This window comes from Salmonella sp. A1325, assembly GCF_056991255.1.
This window is the reverse complement of the sequence record NZ_JAMLWO010000010.1, coordinates 147545-165630: the sequence shown is the minus strand read 5'-3', so window position 1 is coordinate 165630 and position 18086 is coordinate 147545. Positions and strand designations below refer to the sequence as shown.

The 18086-nt window shown below is 53.2% G+C and carries 17 protein-coding genes and 1 pseudogene; 12 read left to right on the top strand and 6 right to left on the bottom strand.

The window, feature by feature from the left end; genetic code table 11:
* The first annotated feature begins 139 nt into the window (after nucleotides 1–139).
* Nucleotides 140–550 carry a phosphate-starvation-inducible protein PsiE gene (gene psiE, locus NAZ64_RS18250; protein ID WP_000982752.1) on the top strand — a complete coding sequence of 137 codons (411 nt, stop codon included), beginning with the start codon at nucleotides 140–142 and terminating at the stop codon, nucleotides 548–550.
* 45 nt (nucleotides 551–595) lie between these two features.
* Here psiE and xylE read toward each other — a convergent pair whose 3' ends face one another.
* The 3 genes from xylE to malF form a co-directional block, all read right to left on the bottom strand.
* A complete protein-coding gene (gene xylE / locus NAZ64_RS18245; RefSeq protein ID WP_001091898.1) occupies nucleotides 596–2071 on the bottom strand; it encodes a D-xylose transporter XylE in 1476 nt (491 codons plus the stop codon).
* Between the two features lie 319 nt (nucleotides 2072–2390).
* On the bottom strand, nucleotides 2391–3281 hold the full coding sequence (gene malG / locus NAZ64_RS18240) for a maltose ABC transporter permease MalG (protein ID WP_001252081.1): 891 nt from the start codon (nucleotides 3279–3281) through the stop codon (nucleotides 2391–2393).
* A 14-nt stretch (nucleotides 3282–3295) separates the two neighbouring features.
* Nucleotides 3296–4840, bottom strand: a complete 1545-nt coding sequence (gene malF, locus NAZ64_RS18235) for a maltose ABC transporter permease MalF (protein ID WP_000382565.1) — start codon at nucleotides 4838–4840, stop codon at nucleotides 3296–3298.
* A 42-nt stretch (nucleotides 4841–4882) separates the two neighbouring features.
* Here malF and NAZ64_RS18230 point away from each other — a divergent pair.
* Nucleotides 4883–5023, top strand: a pseudogene (locus NAZ64_RS18230) (hypothetical protein); the annotation flags it as partial.
* Here NAZ64_RS18230 and malE read toward each other — a convergent pair.
* The gene (malE, locus tag NAZ64_RS18225) at nucleotides 4972–6162 is read right to left on the bottom strand and encodes a maltose/maltodextrin ABC transporter substrate-binding protein MalE (protein WP_000695415.1); all 1191 of its coding nucleotides are present in this window, start codon (nucleotides 6160–6162) and stop codon (nucleotides 4972–4974) included. The pseudogene NAZ64_RS18230 and the gene malE overlap by 52 nt on opposite strands.
* 361 nt (nucleotides 6163–6523) lie before the next feature.
* Between malE and malK the strand changes: the two genes are divergently transcribed.
* The 5 genes from malK to ubiA all read left to right on the top strand — a co-directional run bounded on the left by malK (nucleotide 6524) and on the right by ubiA (nucleotide 11725).
* Nucleotides 6524–7633 carry a maltose/maltodextrin ABC transporter ATP-binding protein MalK gene (gene malK, locus NAZ64_RS18220; RefSeq protein ID WP_000179176.1) on the top strand — a complete coding sequence of 370 codons (1110 nt, stop codon included), beginning with the start codon at nucleotides 6524–6526 and terminating at the stop codon, nucleotides 7631–7633.
* A gap of 88 nt (nucleotides 7634–7721) precedes the next feature.
* The gene (locus NAZ64_RS18215; RefSeq protein WP_000973678.1) at nucleotides 7722–9080 is read left to right on the top strand and encodes a maltoporin; all 1359 of its coding nucleotides are present in this window, start codon (nucleotides 7722–7724) and stop codon (nucleotides 9078–9080) included.
* Between the two features lie 163 nt (nucleotides 9081–9243).
* Entirely contained in the window at nucleotides 9244–10161 is a 918-nt protein-coding gene (gene malM / locus NAZ64_RS18210) for a maltose operon protein MalM (protein WP_000782497.1), read from the top strand.
* Nucleotides 10162–10341: 180 nt separating this feature from the next.
* Nucleotides 10342–10839 carry a chorismate lyase gene (gene ubiC / locus NAZ64_RS18205; protein WP_000019217.1) on the top strand — a complete coding sequence of 166 codons (498 nt, stop codon included), beginning with the start codon at nucleotides 10342–10344 and terminating at the stop codon, nucleotides 10837–10839.
* A 13-nt stretch (nucleotides 10840–10852) separates the two neighbouring features.
* Complete coding sequence (gene ubiA / locus NAZ64_RS18200; RefSeq protein ID WP_000455251.1) at nucleotides 10853–11725, top strand: 4-hydroxybenzoate octaprenyltransferase; 873 nt, start codon at nucleotides 10853–10855, stop codon at nucleotides 11723–11725.
* Between the two features lie 98 nt (nucleotides 11726–11823).
* On the opposite strand, the gene plsB is transcribed toward ubiA, so the two are convergent.
* Nucleotides 11824–14244, bottom strand: coding sequence for a glycerol-3-phosphate 1-O-acyltransferase PlsB (gene plsB, locus NAZ64_RS18195; protein WP_483641004.1), 2421 nt, complete (start codon nucleotides 14242–14244; stop codon nucleotides 11824–11826).
* Nucleotides 14245–14414: 170 nt separating this feature from the next.
* On the opposite strand from plsB, the gene NAZ64_RS18190 reads away from it, so the two are divergent.
* The 5 genes from NAZ64_RS18190 (at nucleotide 14415) to NAZ64_RS18170 (ending at nucleotide 17345) form a co-directional block, all read left to right on the top strand.
* Complete coding sequence (locus tag NAZ64_RS18190) at nucleotides 14415–14783, top strand: diacylglycerol kinase (protein WP_000002900.1); 369 nt, start codon at nucleotides 14415–14417, stop codon at nucleotides 14781–14783.
* 108 nt (nucleotides 14784–14891) lie between these two features.
* Nucleotides 14892–15500, top strand: coding sequence for a transcriptional repressor LexA (gene lexA, locus NAZ64_RS18185; protein ID WP_000646079.1), 609 nt, complete (start codon nucleotides 14892–14894; stop codon nucleotides 15498–15500).
* Nucleotides 15501–15678: 178 nt separating this feature from the next.
* On the top strand, nucleotides 15679–17004 hold the full coding sequence (gene dinF, locus NAZ64_RS18180; RefSeq protein ID WP_483641003.1) for an MATE family efflux transporter DinF: 1326 nt from the start codon (nucleotides 15679–15681) through the stop codon (nucleotides 17002–17004).
* Entirely contained in the window at nucleotides 17001–17114 is a 114-nt protein-coding gene (locus NAZ64_RS18175) for a hypothetical protein (protein ID WP_010989093.1), read from the top strand. Before dinF ends, NAZ64_RS18175 begins: the two co-directional genes overlap by 4 nt.
* A gap of 21 nt (nucleotides 17115–17135) precedes the next feature.
* A complete protein-coding gene (locus NAZ64_RS18170) occupies nucleotides 17136–17345 on the top strand; it encodes a CsbD family protein (protein WP_001030592.1) in 210 nt (69 codons plus the stop codon).
* A gap of 99 nt (nucleotides 17346–17444) precedes the next feature.
* Here NAZ64_RS18170 and zur read toward each other — a convergent pair whose 3' ends face one another.
* A complete protein-coding gene (gene zur / locus NAZ64_RS18165) occupies nucleotides 17445–17960 on the bottom strand; it encodes a zinc uptake transcriptional repressor Zur (RefSeq protein ID WP_000416271.1) in 516 nt (171 codons plus the stop codon).
* Between the last annotated feature and the right edge of the window lie 126 nt (nucleotides 17961–18086).

Here is an 18086-nt window from a genome sequence, read left to right as displayed (position 1 = left end):
TCAGGCCGGATAAGGCGTTCAAAGCGCTATCCGGCAAATTATCTTATTGAACAAAATATAAACATAAATAAAAAATATAGATGCTCGTCACATTTGTGCGTTATACAGAAACCTCGCCGCAGAGAAAGAGGGGGCTGTTATGATGCCATTATCGCGCTCACGTCTTGAGTTTATCGCCACGATTTTACAAAACGTACTAAATTTGGGGCTGCTTACCCTCGGTCTGATCCTGGTCGTTTTTCTCGGTAAAGAGACGGTGCACCTGGCGGATGCCTTATTCGTGCCTGAGCAAGCCAGCAAATATGAACTGGTGGAAGGGCTGGTGATCTACTTTCTTTATTTCGAATTTATTGCGCTGATTGTGAAGTACTTTAAGTCTGGCCTTCACTTTCCGCTGCGCTATTTCGTGTACATTGGGATCACGGCGATTGTGCGCCTGATCATTGTCGATCATAAAACGCCAATGGATGTATTACTCTATTCGGCGGCGATCCTCCTGTTGGTTATCACGTTGTGGTTATGTAATTCGAACCGACTACGGCGAGAATAGGCGTCGCCACACTGTAACGGACGTACGGCGTGGCGATAAATCAGCTTATTGTATGGCGGCTTTCGGCGTTTTCTCTTCTGCTGGCGTCCATAACTTCTCAAGTTCTTCCAGCGTTTTGCCTTTGGTTTCCGGCACGAACTTCCACATAAACAGCGCCGCCAGAATACCCATACAACCGTAAATCCAGTAGGAGAAACCGTTGTGGAAATGGGAAACCAGCCACGAATTTTTGTCCATCATCGGGAAGGTCCAGGAGACGAAGTAGTTCGCCAGCCACTGCGCGGCGACGGCAATGGCGAGCGCTTTGCCACGAATCGCGTTCGGGAAGATTTCTGCCAGCAGCACCCAACAAACCGGTCCCCAGGACATGGCAAATGCGGCGACGTAAAACAGCATCGACAGCAGCGCTATCAGCCCGGAAGCCTGGGTGTAAAACGCGGTGCCAAGGCTGAACATCCCAAGAGCCATGCCCAATGCGCCAATAATTTGCAGCGGTTTGCGACCAAATTTATCTACCGTCATAATGGCCAGCACGGTGAAGCTCAGGTTGATTACGCCGACAATAATGGTCTGCAAGAGCGCCACGTCGGTGCTGGCCCCCAACGTTTTAAACACTTCCGGCGCGTAGTAGAGCACGACGTTAATGCCGACAAACTGCTGGAAGACGGACAGCATCACGCCGATGACTATCACGCCCACGCCAAACATCAACAGGCGTCCGCCGGTTTTACGACCATGCTCCAGAGACTGGTTGATCTCCTGCATGGCCTGGGTGGTGAGGCTGCTACCCATAATTTTGCGCAGAATGCCCTCCGCCTGTTCGTGTTTGCCACGTGCCATCAGCCAGCGCGGGCTTTCCGGTACGGTATACAGCAGCAGTAAAAACAGCAGGGCGGGAATACTTTCGGAAGCAAACATATATCGCCAGCCATCGGTATTCAGCCAGTTAGCGTCACCAGAGCGGGCAATGAAATAGTTAACGCAATACACCAACAGTTGACCAAAAATAATGGCGAACTGGTTAAAGGAAACCAGTTTCCCACGAATATGCGCTGGAGCCAGTTCAGCAATATACATCGGTGAGAGCATTGAGGCTAAACCAACGCCAATACCACCGATGATGCGATAAATAACAAATTCGGGGACATATCCGGCCAAATAAACAGGTACGGCATTATCTGGGTTAATCGTGGTAAATCCTAATTCTGGCCATGCGGAGCCAATACCGGAAATAAAGAACAGCAGAGCGGCGATTTTCAGCGAGTCCCGACGACCAAAGCGGTTACTGCAATAACCGCCCAGCGCACCGCCGATGATGCAGCCAATCAACGCACTGGCGACGCAGAAGCCCAATAGCGAGTTGGCGGCGGATTCACTTAAATGTTGCGGAGCGACAAACACGGTATTTAAGGATTCTACCGTTCCGGATATGACGGCAGTGTCATAGCCGAATAATAACCCTCCTAATGTTGCGACTAAGGTAATGGAAAAAATATAGCGGGAATTATAGTGGGTGTTCATTCAGACCTGCCTTAGAGGATACAGCTCTTTTGATCAGTGTCGTGATGGTGAATTTAACAGGCAGGGAAAACAATTATCATTTTTTACATTGCAATTATGTTTTGTCTTTTCTGTGATCTTAATTCTGTTTAATTTGTCTGTTTTCAGGCGGTAAATATAATTGCAGTGATGGGGGCCACGAAAGGAAATAATCGTAACAGCAATGCAAAATAACATAAAAAAAGCGCTCCGAAGAGCGCCAAAATACGACCATAAGTGGGGATAACATAAGTTGAGGGCAGTGGCATTGCCCGTTGCCGGGCAGGTACTTCGATAAGACTTAACCTTTCACACCCCCTGCCGTCAGGCCGTTGACCAGCCAACGCTGCGCCAACAGGAACACCAGGGTGATAGGAATAGCGGAAAGGACGGCGGCGGCGGCAAAGTCGCCCCACAAATAGTTTTGCGGGTTGAGATATTGCTGCATACCCACGGCCAGCGTATAGCTGTCCACATCGCGCAGTAACAACGAGGCGACCGGAACTTCGGTAATCGCCGCGATGAACGACAGAATAAACACCACCGCCAGAATCGGTACGGAAAGCGGCAGCAGCACCAGGCGAAACGCCTGCCACGGGGTTGCGCCATCCAGCGCGGCGGCCTCTTCCAGCGAACTGTCGATAGTTTCGAAGTAGCCTTTAATCGTCCAGACATGCAGCGCGATGCCGCCAAGATAGGCGAAGATCACGCCGCCATGCGTATTCAGACCGATAAATGGAATGTATTGTCCCAGGCGGTCAAATAACGCATACAGCGCCACCAGAGACAAAACCGCCGGAAACATCTGGAAAATCAGCATCCCTTTAAGCAGTGTTGCTTTACCTGGAAAACGCATTCGTGCAAAAGCGTAGGCGCAGGTGGTGGAGAGCGCCACGATGCCGATGGCGGTAATACCGGCGATTTTCACCGAGTTCCACAGCCACAGCAGGACCGGGAAGGGAGGCGGTGTTACCCGACCATCCGCATGTTCCACGCTGAAACCCAGCGCCAGCCGCCAGTGTTCCCAGGAGATTTTGTCCGGGATCAGGCTTCCGGTGGCGAAGTTCCCTTCACGTAGCGAGATAGCGATGACCATCAGCAGCGGGAACATAATCGCCGCGATGAAAATCAGCAGCCCCAGGTGCGTGATGAAGAGACGCAGTTTCTGAGATTTGGGTTGGACCATAGCCATTGTTATTATCTCCCTTAATCAAACTTCATACGCGTGGCTTTCAGGTTCACTATTGCCAGCGCGCCTACCAGCAGGAAGATCAGCGTGGCAATGGCCGCCGCCAGACCGAAGTCCTGACCGCCGCCGCCTTCAAAGGCGATACGGTAGGTGTAGCTGACGAGCAGATCGGTATAACCGGCAGGCGTGGTGGTGCCGAGACGGTCTGGCCCGCCGTTGGTCAATAACTGAATCAGTACAAAGTTATTAAAGTTAAAGGCGAAGCTGGCGATCATCAGCGGCGTTAGCGGCTTAATCAGCAGCGGTAAGGTGATCTTAAAGAAATTCTGAAATGGACCTGCGCCGTCCATTGCGGAGGCTTCGTACAGGTCATCCGGAATCGCTTTCAGCAGTCCCATGCACAGGATCATCATGTAGGGATAGCCCAGCCAGGTATTCACGATAATCACCATTGCCCGCGCGGTGTTGGGGTCGCTGAACCAGGCCGGTTTAATGCCAAACAGCGCGCTCAGCATCATATTGATTTCGCCAAAGCTTTGGTTGAATAACCCTTTGAAAATCAAAATTGAAATAAACGACGGTACGGCGTAGGGCAGAATCAGCAGGACGCGGTAGATAGCTTTACCTTTCAGCGCTTCCCACTGTACGAGGCAGGCCAATACCATCCCAACCGCCACGGTTAACACCACAGTGAGGACCGAAAAGACCACGGTCCAGACGAAGATAGCGAAAAAGGGCTTCTGGATCCCTTCGTCGGTAAAGACGCGCGTAAAGTTTTTCGCGCCGATAGTAACGGTATAACCAGGACTGAGTTTTTCATCACCCCAGCTTCCGTCGGCGTTGATCGACTGATAATAACCGCTATCGTTGTTTGGCCGGTATTTTACGCCGCTCTGGTTATTGGTAAGCAGGCCGTCATCAGCCAGTGTGTACAGCGGACGGGTACCGGAAAACTGACGTAGCGAGCTCATAATCACTTTACTTTCATCCGGCAGGACGGCGGTTATCTGGTTCAGTGCCAGACGGTTCTGGGTGATTATCCGCAGATTGGCGCGTTCGCCGCCCGGCAGGGCATCGGTCTCTTTCAGCTGTAATTTCTGTTCGCCGCCGAAGGAAAATGCGTCAGACAGGTAATGTTTGCCCGTTTCTCCGTCGGTGAGGGCCAGTTGCCACTCGTCGCCGGCCGGGTAAAGACCGAAGTTATAGGTTTTTCCTGCCTGATAAGAACGGTCCATCAGCACTTGCTGGGCGCGTTCAAAGGTGAGCTGGTTGGTGCTGCTGTAGTTAGTAAAGGCGATGGCGATGGTGCACACCAGCGGGAATAGCACAAACAGCCCCATGCCGGCGAGGCCAGGGTAAACGTAGCGCCAGGCATAGGTTTTACGATTTGCGAAAATATACAGGCCAGCAGAGCTTAAAATCAGCGTCATGATGGCGAACAGATACTCCCCTTGTACGTACATTAAAACTACAAGGTAACCCACCAGCAGGCCCAGCAGACCAATTACTGACCATTTAAGCTGGTCGCTTTGCCACCAGTGTTTCTTTTTAATGACATCCATGGGGGATTTCCTCTACAGCGTTGAAACTTCCTGGCCGGAGATGTGCCTGATGGCGCTGCGCTTATCAGGCCTACGGTGTGTTGTAGGCCGGATAAGGCATTTATGCCGCCATCCGGCACAGGCTCGCGGCATTACTTAGTGATACGGCTTTGTGCATCTTTCAGCGCGGCATCCACGGTTTGACGGCCGCTGGCGGCGTTGATCACAGCCGTACGTACCGCATACCAGAAGGCGGACATCTGCGGAATATTCGGCATGATCTCGCCTTTCTGGGCGTTATCCATGGTAGCGGCGATACGGGGGTCTTTCGCTAACTGCTCCTGGAAAGATTTCAGCGCCACGGCGCCCAGCGGTTTATCTTTGTTCACCGCTTCCAGACCCTGATCGGTCAGCAGGTAGTTTTCGAGGAACTCTTTTGCCAGCTCTTTATTCGGGCTGGCAGCGTTAATCCCCGCGCTCAGCACACCGACGAACGGTTTCGAGGGTTTACCTTTGAAGGTCGGCAGCAGGGTGACACCGTAGTTGACTTTGCTCTTGTCGATGTTCGACCATGCCCACGGGCCGTTGATGGTCATTGCCGTTTCGCCTTTATTGAAGGCCGCTTCGGCGATGGAGTAATCGGTATCGGCGCTCATATTTTTGTTCTTGATCATATCGATCAGGAAAGTCAGGCCCGCTTTCGCGCCGGCGTTGTCGACGCCAACGTCTTTCACGTCATACTTGCCGTTTTCAAATTTGAACGCGTAACCGCCGTCAGCGGCGATCAAAGGCCAGGTGAAATACGGCTCTTGCAGGTTGAACATTATCGCCGACTTCCCTTTCGCTTTTAGCTCTTTATCCAGCGCCGGGATCTCTTCCCAGGTTTTCGGCGGGTTCGGGACGAGGTCTTTGTTATAAATCAGGGAGAGGGCTTCAACGGCGATGGGGTAGGCGATCAGCTTGCCGTTATAACGTACCGCATCCCAGGTGAACGGATAGAGTTTGTCCTGAAACGCTTTATCCGGAGTGACCTCCGCCAGCAGACCAGACTGCGCGTAGCCGCCAAAACGGTCGTGCGCCCAGAAGATAATGTCAGGACCGTCGCCGGTGGCTGCCACCTGCGGGAATTTCTCTTCCAGCTTATCCGGGTGCTCAACGGTCACTTTAATGCCGGTGTCTTGCTCAAATTTTTTACCGACCTCGGCCAGACCGTTATAGCCCTTGTCGCCGTTGATCCAGATAACCAGTTTACCTTCTTCAATTTTGGCGAGAGCCGGGGCGGAAATCATCATCGTCGTAAGTGCGGATAATGCGAGGATGCCTACGCCAGTTTTAATCTTCATATCTCCCATCCTTTTTGGTGATGTACACAGAGGTGGTTTAACGGTCTCTAGTTTCTTTATACGACAACCTCTTTCCATCCTCCCCGCCCCTACGCCCCACCCCGGCTTTATGTGATCTGTGTTACATAAATGTGAGTAATGCGTGCTGGCGCACATAAAAACACGCCGATTTTTGCGGGCGGCATCACGAAATTCCTTTTCTGTCCGCGCCCGTGGTCTCAGGCGCTGTGTCCTCATCCTCCCGCCTCCTCCCCCATAAAAAAGCCGGGGGGTGGAGGATTTACCCCAGTCAGGGATCGCGCATAGTCAGGCCATCATGAATGTTGCTGTCAATGACAGGTTGTAACGAAGGGAGAAGGGCATGGCGAGCGTACAGCTACGAAATGTAACGAAAGCCTGGGGTGACGTGGTGGTATCGAAAGATATTAACCTCGATATCCATGACGGGGAGTTCGTGGTGTTTGTCGGACCGTCAGGCTGTGGTAAATCGACCTTGCTGCGTATGATCGCCGGGCTTGAAACCATCACCAGTGGCGACCTGTTTATCGGGGAAACCCGTATGAATGATATTCCGCCTGCCGAGCGCGGCGTGGGCATGGTATTCCAGTCTTATGCGCTCTATCCCCATCTCTCCGTTGCAGAAAACATGTCTTTCGGCCTCAAGCTGGCGGGTGCCAAAAAAGAAGTAATGAATCAACGCGTCAACCAGGTGGCGGAAGTGCTGCAACTGGCGCATCTGCTGGAACGTAAGCCAAAAGCGCTTTCCGGCGGGCAGCGTCAGCGCGTAGCGATTGGCCGCACGCTGGTGGCGGAGCCGCGTGTGTTTTTGCTGGATGAACCGCTCTCTAACCTGGATGCCGCGCTGCGCGTGCAGATGCGCATTGAAATTTCTCGCCTGCATAAACGTCTGGGCCGCACGATGATTTACGTCACCCACGATCAGGTCGAAGCGATGACGCTGGCCGACAAAATCGTGGTGCTGGACGCCGGTCGCGTCGCGCAGGTCGGTAAGCCGCTGGAGCTGTACCACTATCCGGCGGACCGCTTTGTCGCGGGCTTCATCGGCTCGCCGAAGATGAACTTCCTGCCGGTGAAAGTGACCGCCACCGCAATTGAACAAGTCCAGGTCGAACTGCCGAATCGCCAGCAAATCTGGTTGCCGGTCGAAAGTCGCGGCGTGCAGGTCGGCGCCAATATGTCTTTAGGCATTCGGCCGGAACACCTGCTGCCGAGCGATATCGCCGATGTCACCCTGGAAGGTGAAGTCCAGGTTGTCGAGCAGTTAGGGCACGAAACACAAATTCATATCCAGATCCCCGCCATCCGTCAAAACCTGGTTTATCGCCAGAATGACGTGGTGTTGGTAGAAGAGGGCGCCACATTCGCTATCGGCCTGCCGCCAGAGCGCTGTCATCTGTTCCGCGAGGATGGCAGCGCATGTCGTCGTCTGCATCAAGAGCCGGGTGTTTAAGGCCTCCATAAAAAAACGAAACGCAAAACCATTCGCAGTTTTAGAAGGTGGCAGCGTTTAAAGAAAAGCAATGATCTCAGGAGATAGAATGATGATTACTCTGCGCAAACTCCCTCTGGCGGTTGCTGTCGCTGCGGGCGTCATGTCCGCTCAGGCAATGGCTGTCGATTTCCACGGTTACGCCCGTTCCGGTATTGGCTGGACGGGAAGCGGCGGCGAACAACAATGTTTCCAGGTGACCGGTGCACAAAGTAAATACCGTCTCGGTAACGAATGTGAAACCTATGCGGAACTGAAACTGGGCCAGGAAGTGTGGAAAGAGGGCGATAAGAGCTTCTATTTCGACACCAACGTCGCCTATTCGGTTAACCAGCAGAACGACTGGGAATCGACCGATCCCGCCTTCCGCGAAGCGAACGTGCAGGGTAAAAACCTGATTGAATGGCTGCCGGGCTCTACCATCTGGGCCGGTAAGCGCTTCTATCAGCGTCATGACGTACACATGATCGACTTCTACTACTGGGATATTTCAGGTCCTGGCGCGGGTATCGAAAATATCGATCTGGGCTTCGGTAAGCTTTCACTGGCGGCGACCCGCTCTACTGAAGCGGGCGGCTCTTACACCTTCAGCAGCCAGAATATTTATGATGAAGTGAAAGATACCGCTAACGACGTCTTTGACGTACGTCTGGCTGGGCTGCAAACAAACCCGGACGGCGTACTGGAGCTGGGCGTTGATTACGGCCGCGCCAATACGACCGATGGTTATAAGCTGGCTGATGGGGCATCGAAAGACGGCTGGATGTTCACCGCCGAACACACGCAAAGCATGTTGAAAGGCTATAACAAGTTTGTCGTGCAATATGCCACCGATGCCATGACCACGCAGGGTAAAGGCCAGGCGCGCGGTTCCGACGGTTCTTCATCTTTCACTGAAGAATTGCCTGATGGAACCAAAATTAATTATGCCAATAAGGTCATCAACAATAATGGCGATATGTGGCGTATTTTGGATCATGGCGCCATCTCGCTTGGTGATAAATGGGATTTGATGTACGTCGGTATGTACCAGAATATCGATTGGGATAATAACCTGGGTACTGAGTGGTGGACCGTGGGCGTACGTCCAATGTACAAGTGGACGCCAATCATGAGTACCCTGCTGGAAGTCGGCTACGACAACGTGAAATCTCAGCAGACCGGCGATCGTAACAATCAATATAAAATTACCCTGGCGCAACAGTGGCAGGCGGGCGACAGCATCTGGTCGCGTCCGGCTATCCGTATTTTCGCCACCTACGCGAAATGGGATGAGAAATGGGGCTATATCAAAGACGGCGATAACATTTCCCGTTATGCCGCAGCGACTAACTCCGGCATTTCCACCAATAGCCGTGGCGATAGCGATGAGTGGACCTTCGGCGCCCAGATGGAAATCTGGTGGTAATACGATGGTCATCTGACGTAACGAGGGGCACAAGCCCCTCTGAAACATCAGGTCTGATGATGCTTGTAAGCCGAATAAGGCGCCAGCCGCCATTCGGCGATATGTTTGGGTTGGCGTGCTATTGCCTGGCTACCGCTGAACCCGCCTTATTGAGGTGAGAATAATGAAAATGAAGAAAAGTCTCGTCGCCCTCTGTTTAACCGCAGGGCTGTTCGCCAGCGTGCCGGGTATCAGCCTGGCGGAAGTGAACTATGTACCGCAAAATACCAGCGCCGCGCCCGCTATTCCTGCTGCCGCGCTACAGCAATTAACCTGGACGCCTGTAGATCAGTCAAAAACGCAGTCTACCCAACTGGCGACTGGCGGCCAGCGCCTTGACGTCGCCGGCATTACCGGCCCGGTCGCCGCTTATAGCGTTCCGGCGAATATCGGCGAGCTGACATTAACTCTGACCAGCGAGGTCAATAAGCAAGCCAGCGTTTTTGCGCCAAACGTGTTGATTCTTGACCAAAATATGACGCCTTCGGCGTTCTTCCCCAGCAGTTACTTTACTTATCAGCAGCCGGGCGTCATGAGCGCAGACCGGCTGGAAGGCGTGATGCGCCTGACGCCTGCGTTGGGGCAGCAGAAACTCTATGTTCTGGTGTTTACGACCGAAAAAGATCTTCAGCAAACCACTACACTGCTCGATCCGGCAAAAGCCTATGCCAAAGGCGTCGGCAACTCTATCCCGGATATTCCCGATCCAGTTGCTCGCCATACCACTGATGGCGTGGTGAAACTGAAGGTGAAAACCAACAGCAGCTCCAGCGTATTGGTCGGGCCGTTGTTTGGCTCGTCCGGTACCGGGCCGGTAACGGTAGGCAATACCGCCGCGCCGGTCGCTGCGCCAGCGCCAGTCGCGCCGAAGAAAAGCGAACCGATGTTGAACGATACGGAAAGCTACTTTAATAAAGCGATTAAGGATGCCGTAGCGAAAGGCGACGTCGATAAAGCGCTGAAACTGCTTGATGAGGCCGAACGTCTGGGATCGACATCTGCCCGTTCCACCTTTATCAGCAGTGTAAAAGGCAAGGGGTAATTGTTTCCCCACAGTGCTGATTTTGCAGCAACTGGTGCGTCTCCTGGCGCACCTTTTTTTATCATTTCATGCGAATTGTTATTTTTTTGTTGCGCAACAGATCACTTAATTGTGATTGCGCCCCCCGTAATGTCTTTTCTGAGATACAATGACTTTAGGTTATGAATCGGAGAGTAAGGCATGTCACACCCTGCGTTAACGCAACTGCGTGCGCTGCGCTATTTTGATGCGATTCCTGCGCTTGAACCCCATTTGCTGGATTGGCTGTTGCTGGAAGATTCTATGACTAAACGTTTTGAGCAACTGGGAAAGCGGGTAAGCGTGACGCTGATTCGGGAAGCGTTTGTCGGCCAAAGCGAGGTCGAGGAAGCGTCAGGTTTACTGCCATCCGAATCCCGTTACTGGTTACGTGAGATACTGCTTTGCGCTGACGGCGAGCCCTGGCTTGCCGGACGTACCGTGGTACCGGAATCCACGCTGTGCGGACCTGAACAGGTCTTACAACATCTGGGTAAAACCCCGCTTGGACGTTATCTATTTACATCATCGACACTGACCCGCGATTTTATTGAAATTGGACGCGATGCAACGCTATGGGGGCGCCGCTCTCGACTGCGGTTGAGCGGAAAGCCACTGTTGCTTACCGAGCTTTTTTTACCTGCATCGCCGCTGTACTGAGAGGAAGATAAAGATGGAGTGGAGTCTGACGCAGAGTAAGCTGCTGGCGTTTCACCGTTTGATGCGTACAGATAAGCCTATTGGCGCGTTGCTGCTGCTCTGGCCGACGCTTTGGGCGCTATGGGTGGCGACGCCGGGTATGCCTCAGCTGTGGATTTTGGCAGTTTTTGTCGCTGGCGTGTGGTTAATGCGCGCGGCGGGCTGCGTGGTGAATGATTACGCCGATCGTAAATTTGACGGACATGTAAAACGTACGGTCAACCGGCCTTTACCCAGCGGCGCCGTGACAGAGAAAGAAGCGCGCAACCTGTTTGTGGTACTGGTGCTGCTGGCGTTTTTGTTGGTGCTGACGCTGAACGCCATGACGATTCTGCTTTCCGTGGCGGCGCTGGCGTTGGCCTGGGTTTATCCCTTTATGAAACGCTACACCCACCTGCCGCAGGTCGTGCTGGGGGCCGCTTTCGGCTGGTCAATCCCCATGGCGTTCGCCGCGGTGAGCGAATCCCTGCCGTTGAGCTGCTGGCTGATGTTCCTCGCCAATATTCTCTGGGCGGTGGCTTACGATACGCAATATGCGATGGTCGACAGAGATGATGATATCAAGATAGGCATTAAATCGACGGCGATCCTGTTTGGTCGTTATGACACATTGATTATCGGGATTCTGCAGCTTGGCGTCATGGCGTTAATGGCGCTGATCGGCTGGTTGAATGGTCTGGGATGGGGATATTACTGGTCTGTGCTGGTGGCGGGCGCGCTGTTTGTCTACCAGCAAAAACTGATTGCGAACCGTGAACGTGAAGCCTGCTTTAAAGCCTTTATGAACAATAACTACGTTGGCCTGGTGCTATTTTTAGGGCTGGCGATGAGTTACTGGCACTTCTGATGTCATGCCGGGCGGACCCGGCCTACAAAGCCAAAATTTTCAATACGTCATATCAGTTGCCCGATAAGCTTACGCCATCGGGCATTTCAGGCACTGGCTTACTCGCCCTGCGTCGCGCTTTCAATCGTCAGACGGACATCAGAGGTAATCAGATCGGCAAGCATCTGATATATCTTCATCGTTTCTGCCGGTTCGGCATCGCCCGTATCACTGATATAACCCTCATCCCGTAGCGTCAACACGAGTGAACTGAACACCGCTTTGTCGAAAAACTCCGGCGCGTTAATACCGTGCAGGACAGACAGACGTTGCGCCACGGTACGGCTTTCTTTCTCCAGCGTACTGCGGTTGATGGACGGATTGGCGCTCAACAGCCAGAACGTAATGGCATAACGCTGTAGCGTTTCACGCGCGCCTGCCGCCAGCAGCTGCAGCGTACGGGAATGCGCCGGGTTGATATGCAGTTCATCATCCTGCAGGGTGATTAGCCCCTGACGCTGCATTTCACTGGCCAGAGCGTCAATGACCGAGGCTAACTCCTCGCGCTCCCAGCGCAGGAACAGCTCCGCTTTTAACATCGGATAGAGCGCTTCAACATGCTGCTGCAACGCATCACGCGAAATGCGACGATGCTGGGTGATAATCGCCGCCATCAGCGAAGGCATAATCAACATATGCGCGATATTGTTACGATAATAGGTCATCAACACCGCCTGCTCGCGCGGCAGGATGATGATATCGCCAATGGTGTCTTTCTCGACCTCAAACTTATTCATCTGCAGCGCGTGAGCGATGAGCTCGCCAGTGCTGGCGGCAGGAACGGTTGAGTCTGTGGAATAAGGGACATTGCGCATCAGATCGAGATAGCAATCAAGCTGCTCGGTGAGCTGCTCGCGGGTGAGCGAGCGCTGACGCGACGCTAACAGTGCGGTACAACACAGGTTCATCGCGTTTGCCGCGCCAGCGTTGTTAATACGCACCATCAGATCGGCGGCGATACTATTTACCGTCGGCGTCAGCCAGGCTGGGCGTATGGCCTCTATAGGGTCGATAGATTCGCGCCACTCCGGCACATGCTGGTTCAGGTACGTCATGAGCGGCATCGGTTCGCCAAAGTTAACGTAGCCCTGACCCAGATTGCGCAGCTTGCTCAAGCCTTTCAGCATCTGCGGCAGACTCTCTTTCTCTTTTGTCGCGCCGCGCAGCTCTTTCGCATAGGTGCCCACTTCCATGACGTGCTCATAGCCGATGTAAATAGGCACTAACGTAATTGGACGGGTACCGCCGCGCAGCATCGCCTGGATAGTCATCGACAGGGTGCCGGTTTTCGGGTCTAACAAACGTCCGGTACGCGAACGTCCTCCTTCGACAAAATACTCAACCGAGTAGCCGCGGCTGAACAGCTCGCCCAGATATTCGCGAAAGACGGTGGAATAGAGTTTATTCCCCTTAAAGGTACGACGAATAAAGAACGCGCCCAGACGACGGAAAATCGGGCCAGCGGGCCAGAAATTAAGGTTAATACCGGCGGCAATGTGCGGCGGAACCAGTCCCTGATGGTACAGCACATAAGAAAGGAGCAAGTAGTCCATATGGCTGCGGTGACAGGGTACATAGACGATTTCATGGCCGTCGTGCGCCAGTTGGCGTACGCGCTCGGCGTTATGCACGTTAATCCCCTGGTAAAGTCGGTTCCAGGTAAACCCCAAAATCCTGTCGGTCAAACGAATCATCTCGTAAGAGAAGTTCGCCGCGATCTCTTCCATCAGCGCAATGGCGTTTTGCTGCGCTTTTTCATGAGAGATTTTCTTACTGCGCGCTTCGTCTTCTACCGCGCGGGCGATCGCTTTCGAGGCCAGCAGTTTGTTAAACAGATCCTGACGGGCGGGCAGGCGTGGGCCAACCGCCGCCAGGCGCTGGCGAGCAAAGTGCATACGCGCCACGCGAGCCAGCTTCTGTGCGATGATTTTATCGGTGCCGTGTTCATCAGCCATGCGACGCAATGAGACGGACGGCGAGAATCGGACAAAGCTATCGCGGCCTAGCCAGGAGATGGCAAAGAATTTCTGTACGCCGTTCAGCATGCGTAAAGGCGGGTTCTCTTCTCCCTTTTCACGACCCGGCGCGCGGCCAAACATCACGGAAACGGGCACCATCTGCACGTCCAAAGCCGGATTACTCCGATGCAGATCGAGATAATCGTGAAAAAGTTTCACCGACTCTTCTTTTGGCGTGTAATAGGTAAAGACACGCGGTCCGCCGTGAATAAATACATAGCGTGGCAGCAGCGCGCCGTCGATCTCCAGCGGCTCCAGCGGATCCGGGAGATCGTGCGCCAGACATTGCGCCCGCAGCGTCAGTAAGTCCGCTTTTGAGTTGTATGGCAAGACATACATAATGGGGCGAGAAGTATCGAGCCCCAATTCCTGGGCGGGTTCCGCCGGAATAGACTTGCTTTTTACCAGTATGCTTAATGGTAAATTCAGTAATTTGTAGTAAATTCGTGGCCAGCCGGACATAAACGATGTAAAGCCTCTGGTTAATAATGCAAATGCGGTGCAAGGATATCAGAAAGTTTAGCGAATTTCTGTTGTATCCCGTCATACTTCGCGCTGCGTTACGGCAGTCCGAATCGTGCAGGGCAACCGTATAATGTCATTGACGTTAATAATGTAAAAAGGTTCTTTTGATGGCCAATAATACCACTGGATTCACCAGAATTATCAAAGCGGCAGGATATTCCTGGAAAGGATTTCGCGCCGCATGGACTCACGAAGCGGCGTTTCGCCAGGAAAGTATCGCGGTATTGCTGGGCGTCATCATCGCCTGCTGGCTGGATGTGGATGCGATTACCCGTGTGTTATTGATAGGTTCCGTTTTACTTATCATGATTGTTGAAATCCTCAACAGCGCTATTGAAGCGGTCGTGGACCGCATCGGTTCTGAATACCATGAGCTTTCCGGCCGTGCGAAAGATATGGGATCGGCTGCGGTGCTACTGTCTATTTTCGTTGCCCTGATGACCTGGGGCATCCTGTTATGGTCACATTTTCGATAAAGGTTCCAAATTTTATAAATCTCTTGTTTTTTGCGCCGTTTGTGGTTCCAAAATCACCTTTAACTGTATATACTCACAGCATGACTGTATATACACCCAGGGGGCGGAATGAAAGCGTTAACGGCCAGGCAACAAGAGGTGTTTGATCTCATCCGGGATCACATCAGCCAGACAGGTATGCCACCGACGCGTGCGGAAATCGCGCAGCGTTTGGGGTTCCGTTCCCCAAACGCGGCGGAAGAACATCTTAAAGCGCTGGCGCGCAAAGGGGTGCTTGAAATCGTTTCCGGCGCATCGCGAGGTATCCGTCTGTTACAGGAAGAAGAGGACGGATTACCGCTTGTCGGGCGTGTCGCGGCGGGTGAACCGCTTCTGGCGCAGCAGCATATTGAAGGCCATTACCAGGTCGATCCTTCGCTGTTCAAACCCAGCGCCGATTTCCTGCTGCGCGTGAGCGGTATGTCGATGAAAGACATCGGTATTATGGATGGGGATTTGCTGGCGGTACATAAAACGCAGGACGTCCGTAATGGCCAGGTGGTTGTCGCTCGCATTGATGATGAAGTGACAGTAAAACGCCTGAAAAAGCAGGGCAATAAAGTGGAGCTGCTGCCGGAAAACAGCGAGTTTACACCGATAGTGGTGGATCTGCGCGAACAAAGCTTTACGATTGAAGGGCTGGCGGTAGGCGTCATTCGCAACGGGGAATGGTTGTAATCTCTTTTTAATCTCCTTGTAAGCCGTCATCCGGCAATCGTGCAGCCTGATGGCGCTGCGCTTATCAGGCCTACGGGAATGCAGTTCCTGAGATGATTAATTTGTAGGCCGGATAAGGCGTTACGTCGCCATCCGGCAATGCGCTCGTTTCGTTTAACTCCTTGTCAGGCTTTTCTCCATGCCGCTTTTTACCTCCTCTGATAAAGCTCTCTGGCGTCTCGCGCTGCCGATGATTTTTTCTAACATCACCGTCCCCTTACTGGGGCTGGTCGATACGGCGGTGATTGGTCATCTGGACAGCCCGGTTTTCCTGGGCGGCGTGGCGGTGGGCGCGACTGCCACCAGCTTTCTTTTCATGCTGCTGCTATTTCTACGTATGAGCACCACCGGACTAACGGCGCAGGCATTTGGCGCCAAAAATCCGCAGGCGTTAGCCCGGGCGCTCATTCAACCGTTATTGCTGGCGCTGGGCACTGGCGTGATGATTGTGCTATTTCGCACGCCGCTTATCGAGCTGGCTTTACATATTGTCGGCGGGAACGACGCTGTCCTGGTGCAGGCGAGACGCTTCCTTGAAATTCGTTGGCTAAGCGCTCCCGCGTCACTGGCGAATCTGGTGCTGCTCGGGTGGCTGTTAGGCGTTCAGTATGCGCGGGCGCCGGTTATCTTGTTGGTCGTGGGCAATATCCTCAACATCGCGCTCGACCTGTGGCTGGTGATGGGACTTCATATGAACGTGCAGGGCGCCGCCCTGGCGACGGTCATCGCAGAATATGCCACGTTACTGATCGGCCTCATGATGGTACGTAAAGTTCTCCATCTCCGCGGTGTGTCGCTGGATATGCTAAAACAGGCCTGGCGCGGCAACGTGCGCCGCCTTTTAGCGCTCAATCGCGATATCATGCTGCGCTCATTGCTCCTTCAGCTTTGTTTTGGCGCAATCACGGTGTCAGGCGCGCGGCTGGGCAGCGATATTATCGCGGTAAATGCAGTCCTGATGACCTTACTCACCTTTACGGCCTATGCGCTGGACGGTTTTGCTTATGCGGTGGAGGCGCACTCCGGTCAGGCTTACGGCGCGCGTGACGGTAGCAAGCTACTGGACGTCTGGCGAGCGGCGTGTCGTCAGTCGGGAATTGTGGCCTTGTTGTTTTCCACAGTCTATGCCCTGGCAGGCGAACATTTTGTCGCGTTACTGACCTCATTGCCGCAAATACAGCTACTGGCGGATCGGTATCTTATCTGGCAGGTGGTATTACCGCTGGTGGGCGTATGGTGCTATCTGCTCGACGGTATGTTTATTGGCGCGACGCGCGCCGCCGAAATGCGCAATAGCATGGCAGTCGCCGCGGGAGGATTTGCGCTGACGCTCTTCGCCCTGCCGGTATTAGGAAATCATGGTTTATGGCTGGCATTAACCGTGTTCCTGGCGCTTCGCGGTCTGTCGTTGAGCCTTATCTGGCGTCGTCACTGGCGCGAGGGTACATGGTTTGCCAGATCGTGACGGTTAAAAATTCTGAATATAAAACCGAAGGCCGAATTCCTGCCTACAATTATTATCACGTCCAGCAGAAATTGCAGAGCATTTGGGCGAATAACACCTGCTATTCCTAACCGAATGATGAGGACAAGATGATGAATAAAGACGAAGCCGGCGGTAACTGGAAACAGTTTAAAGGTAAAATGAAAGAACAATGGGGCAAACTGACCGATGACGATATGACCGTTATCGAAGGTAAACGCGACCAACTGGTAGGTAAAATCCAGGAGCGTTACGGTTACCAGAAAGATCAGGCGGAAAAAGAGGTTGTTGACTGGGAAACCCGTAACAACTATCGCTGGTAATACGTTTTCCCCTACCAGGAGTACATGGATGTGCTTCCCACTGTTTGCTTATGAATGCGGGCGTGCCCCTCTCTACTGCCGCCCGTTTTTCCGTTCAGGCTAACGCGGTTTTTTCTTCACCAGCACCGAGTGATCGTGACCACAGTCGCCCGGATGGCGACACGCTTCTACTTCTACGCACGCAGGGCACAGACCGTGCGCCTCAATAACGTTATGTCGTAGCGCAAATCCCATTTTAGCCGCCAGCGTATGCATGATGTCTTCCACGCCCTCGGCACACTCTTCCTTCACCACGCCACAACGATCGCAGATAAACATGGCCGAGCTGTGCGTCGGCTGGTCGAACAGGTGGCAAACCACATAACTATTGGTGGATTCCACTTTATGGACAAAACCCTGTTCGAGCAAAAAATCCAGCGCGCGGTAAATGGTGGGCGGTTTGGCCTGTGGTTCCGTTTCGCGCAGCAAATCGAGCAAATCGTATGCGCTGATGGCACCCTGTTGCAGACTCATCAGGCGCAGCACTTCGAGGCGCTGAGGCGTCAGGCGCACGTTGCGCTGCGCGCAGAGTTTTTCAGCTTGCGCCAGTAACTCTTGCGTTGTGGTCTTTTCCATGTAGCACCTCGAATGGCATGAAAGTCTAATCCGTTACTTTACCACGAGCTGCTTAAAACTCTGAAATTACCCCGCGACAATATATCGCCTGCTAAGCTTTTCCGCGCCAGTATTCTCATCTATACA

Excerpts from the sequence above, each read along its gene's own strand:
- psiE (WP_000982752.1), top strand. The coding sequence starts at position 140 with ATGATGCCATTATCGCGCTCACGTCTTGAGTTTATCGCCACGATTTTA.
- xylE (WP_001091898.1), bottom strand. The coding sequence starts at position 2,071 with ATGAACACCCACTATAATTCCCGCTATATTTTTTCCATTACCTTAGTC.
- malG (WP_001252081.1), bottom strand. The coding sequence starts at position 3,281 with ATGGCTATGGTCCAACCCAAATCTCAGAAACTGCGTCTCTTCATCACG.
- malF (WP_000382565.1), bottom strand. The coding sequence starts at position 4,840 with ATGGATGTCATTAAAAAGAAACACTGGTGGCAAAGCGACCAGCTTAAA.
- malE (WP_000695415.1), bottom strand. The coding sequence starts at position 6,162 with ATGAAGATTAAAACTGGCGTAGGCATCCTCGCATTATCCGCACTTACG.
- malK (WP_000179176.1), top strand. The coding sequence starts at position 6,524 with ATGGCGAGCGTACAGCTACGAAATGTAACGAAAGCCTGGGGTGACGTG.
- NAZ64_RS18215 (WP_000973678.1), top strand. The coding sequence starts at position 7,722 with ATGATGATTACTCTGCGCAAACTCCCTCTGGCGGTTGCTGTCGCTGCG.
- malM (WP_000782497.1), top strand. The coding sequence starts at position 9,244 with ATGAAAATGAAGAAAAGTCTCGTCGCCCTCTGTTTAACCGCAGGGCTG.
- ubiC (WP_000019217.1), top strand. The coding sequence starts at position 10,342 with ATGTCACACCCTGCGTTAACGCAACTGCGTGCGCTGCGCTATTTTGAT.
- ubiA (WP_000455251.1), top strand. The coding sequence starts at position 10,853 with ATGGAGTGGAGTCTGACGCAGAGTAAGCTGCTGGCGTTTCACCGTTTG.
- plsB (WP_483641004.1), bottom strand. The coding sequence starts at position 14,244 with ATGTCCGGCTGGCCACGAATTTACTACAAATTACTGAATTTACCATTA.
- NAZ64_RS18190 (WP_000002900.1), top strand. The coding sequence starts at position 14,415 with ATGGCCAATAATACCACTGGATTCACCAGAATTATCAAAGCGGCAGGA.
- lexA (WP_000646079.1), top strand. The coding sequence starts at position 14,892 with ATGAAAGCGTTAACGGCCAGGCAACAAGAGGTGTTTGATCTCATCCGG.
- dinF (WP_483641003.1), top strand. The coding sequence starts at position 15,679 with ATGCCGCTTTTTACCTCCTCTGATAAAGCTCTCTGGCGTCTCGCGCTG.
- NAZ64_RS18170 (WP_001030592.1), top strand. The coding sequence starts at position 17,136 with ATGAATAAAGACGAAGCCGGCGGTAACTGGAAACAGTTTAAAGGTAAA.
- zur (WP_000416271.1), bottom strand. The coding sequence starts at position 17,960 with ATGGAAAAGACCACAACGCAAGAGTTACTGGCGCAAGCTGAAAAACTC.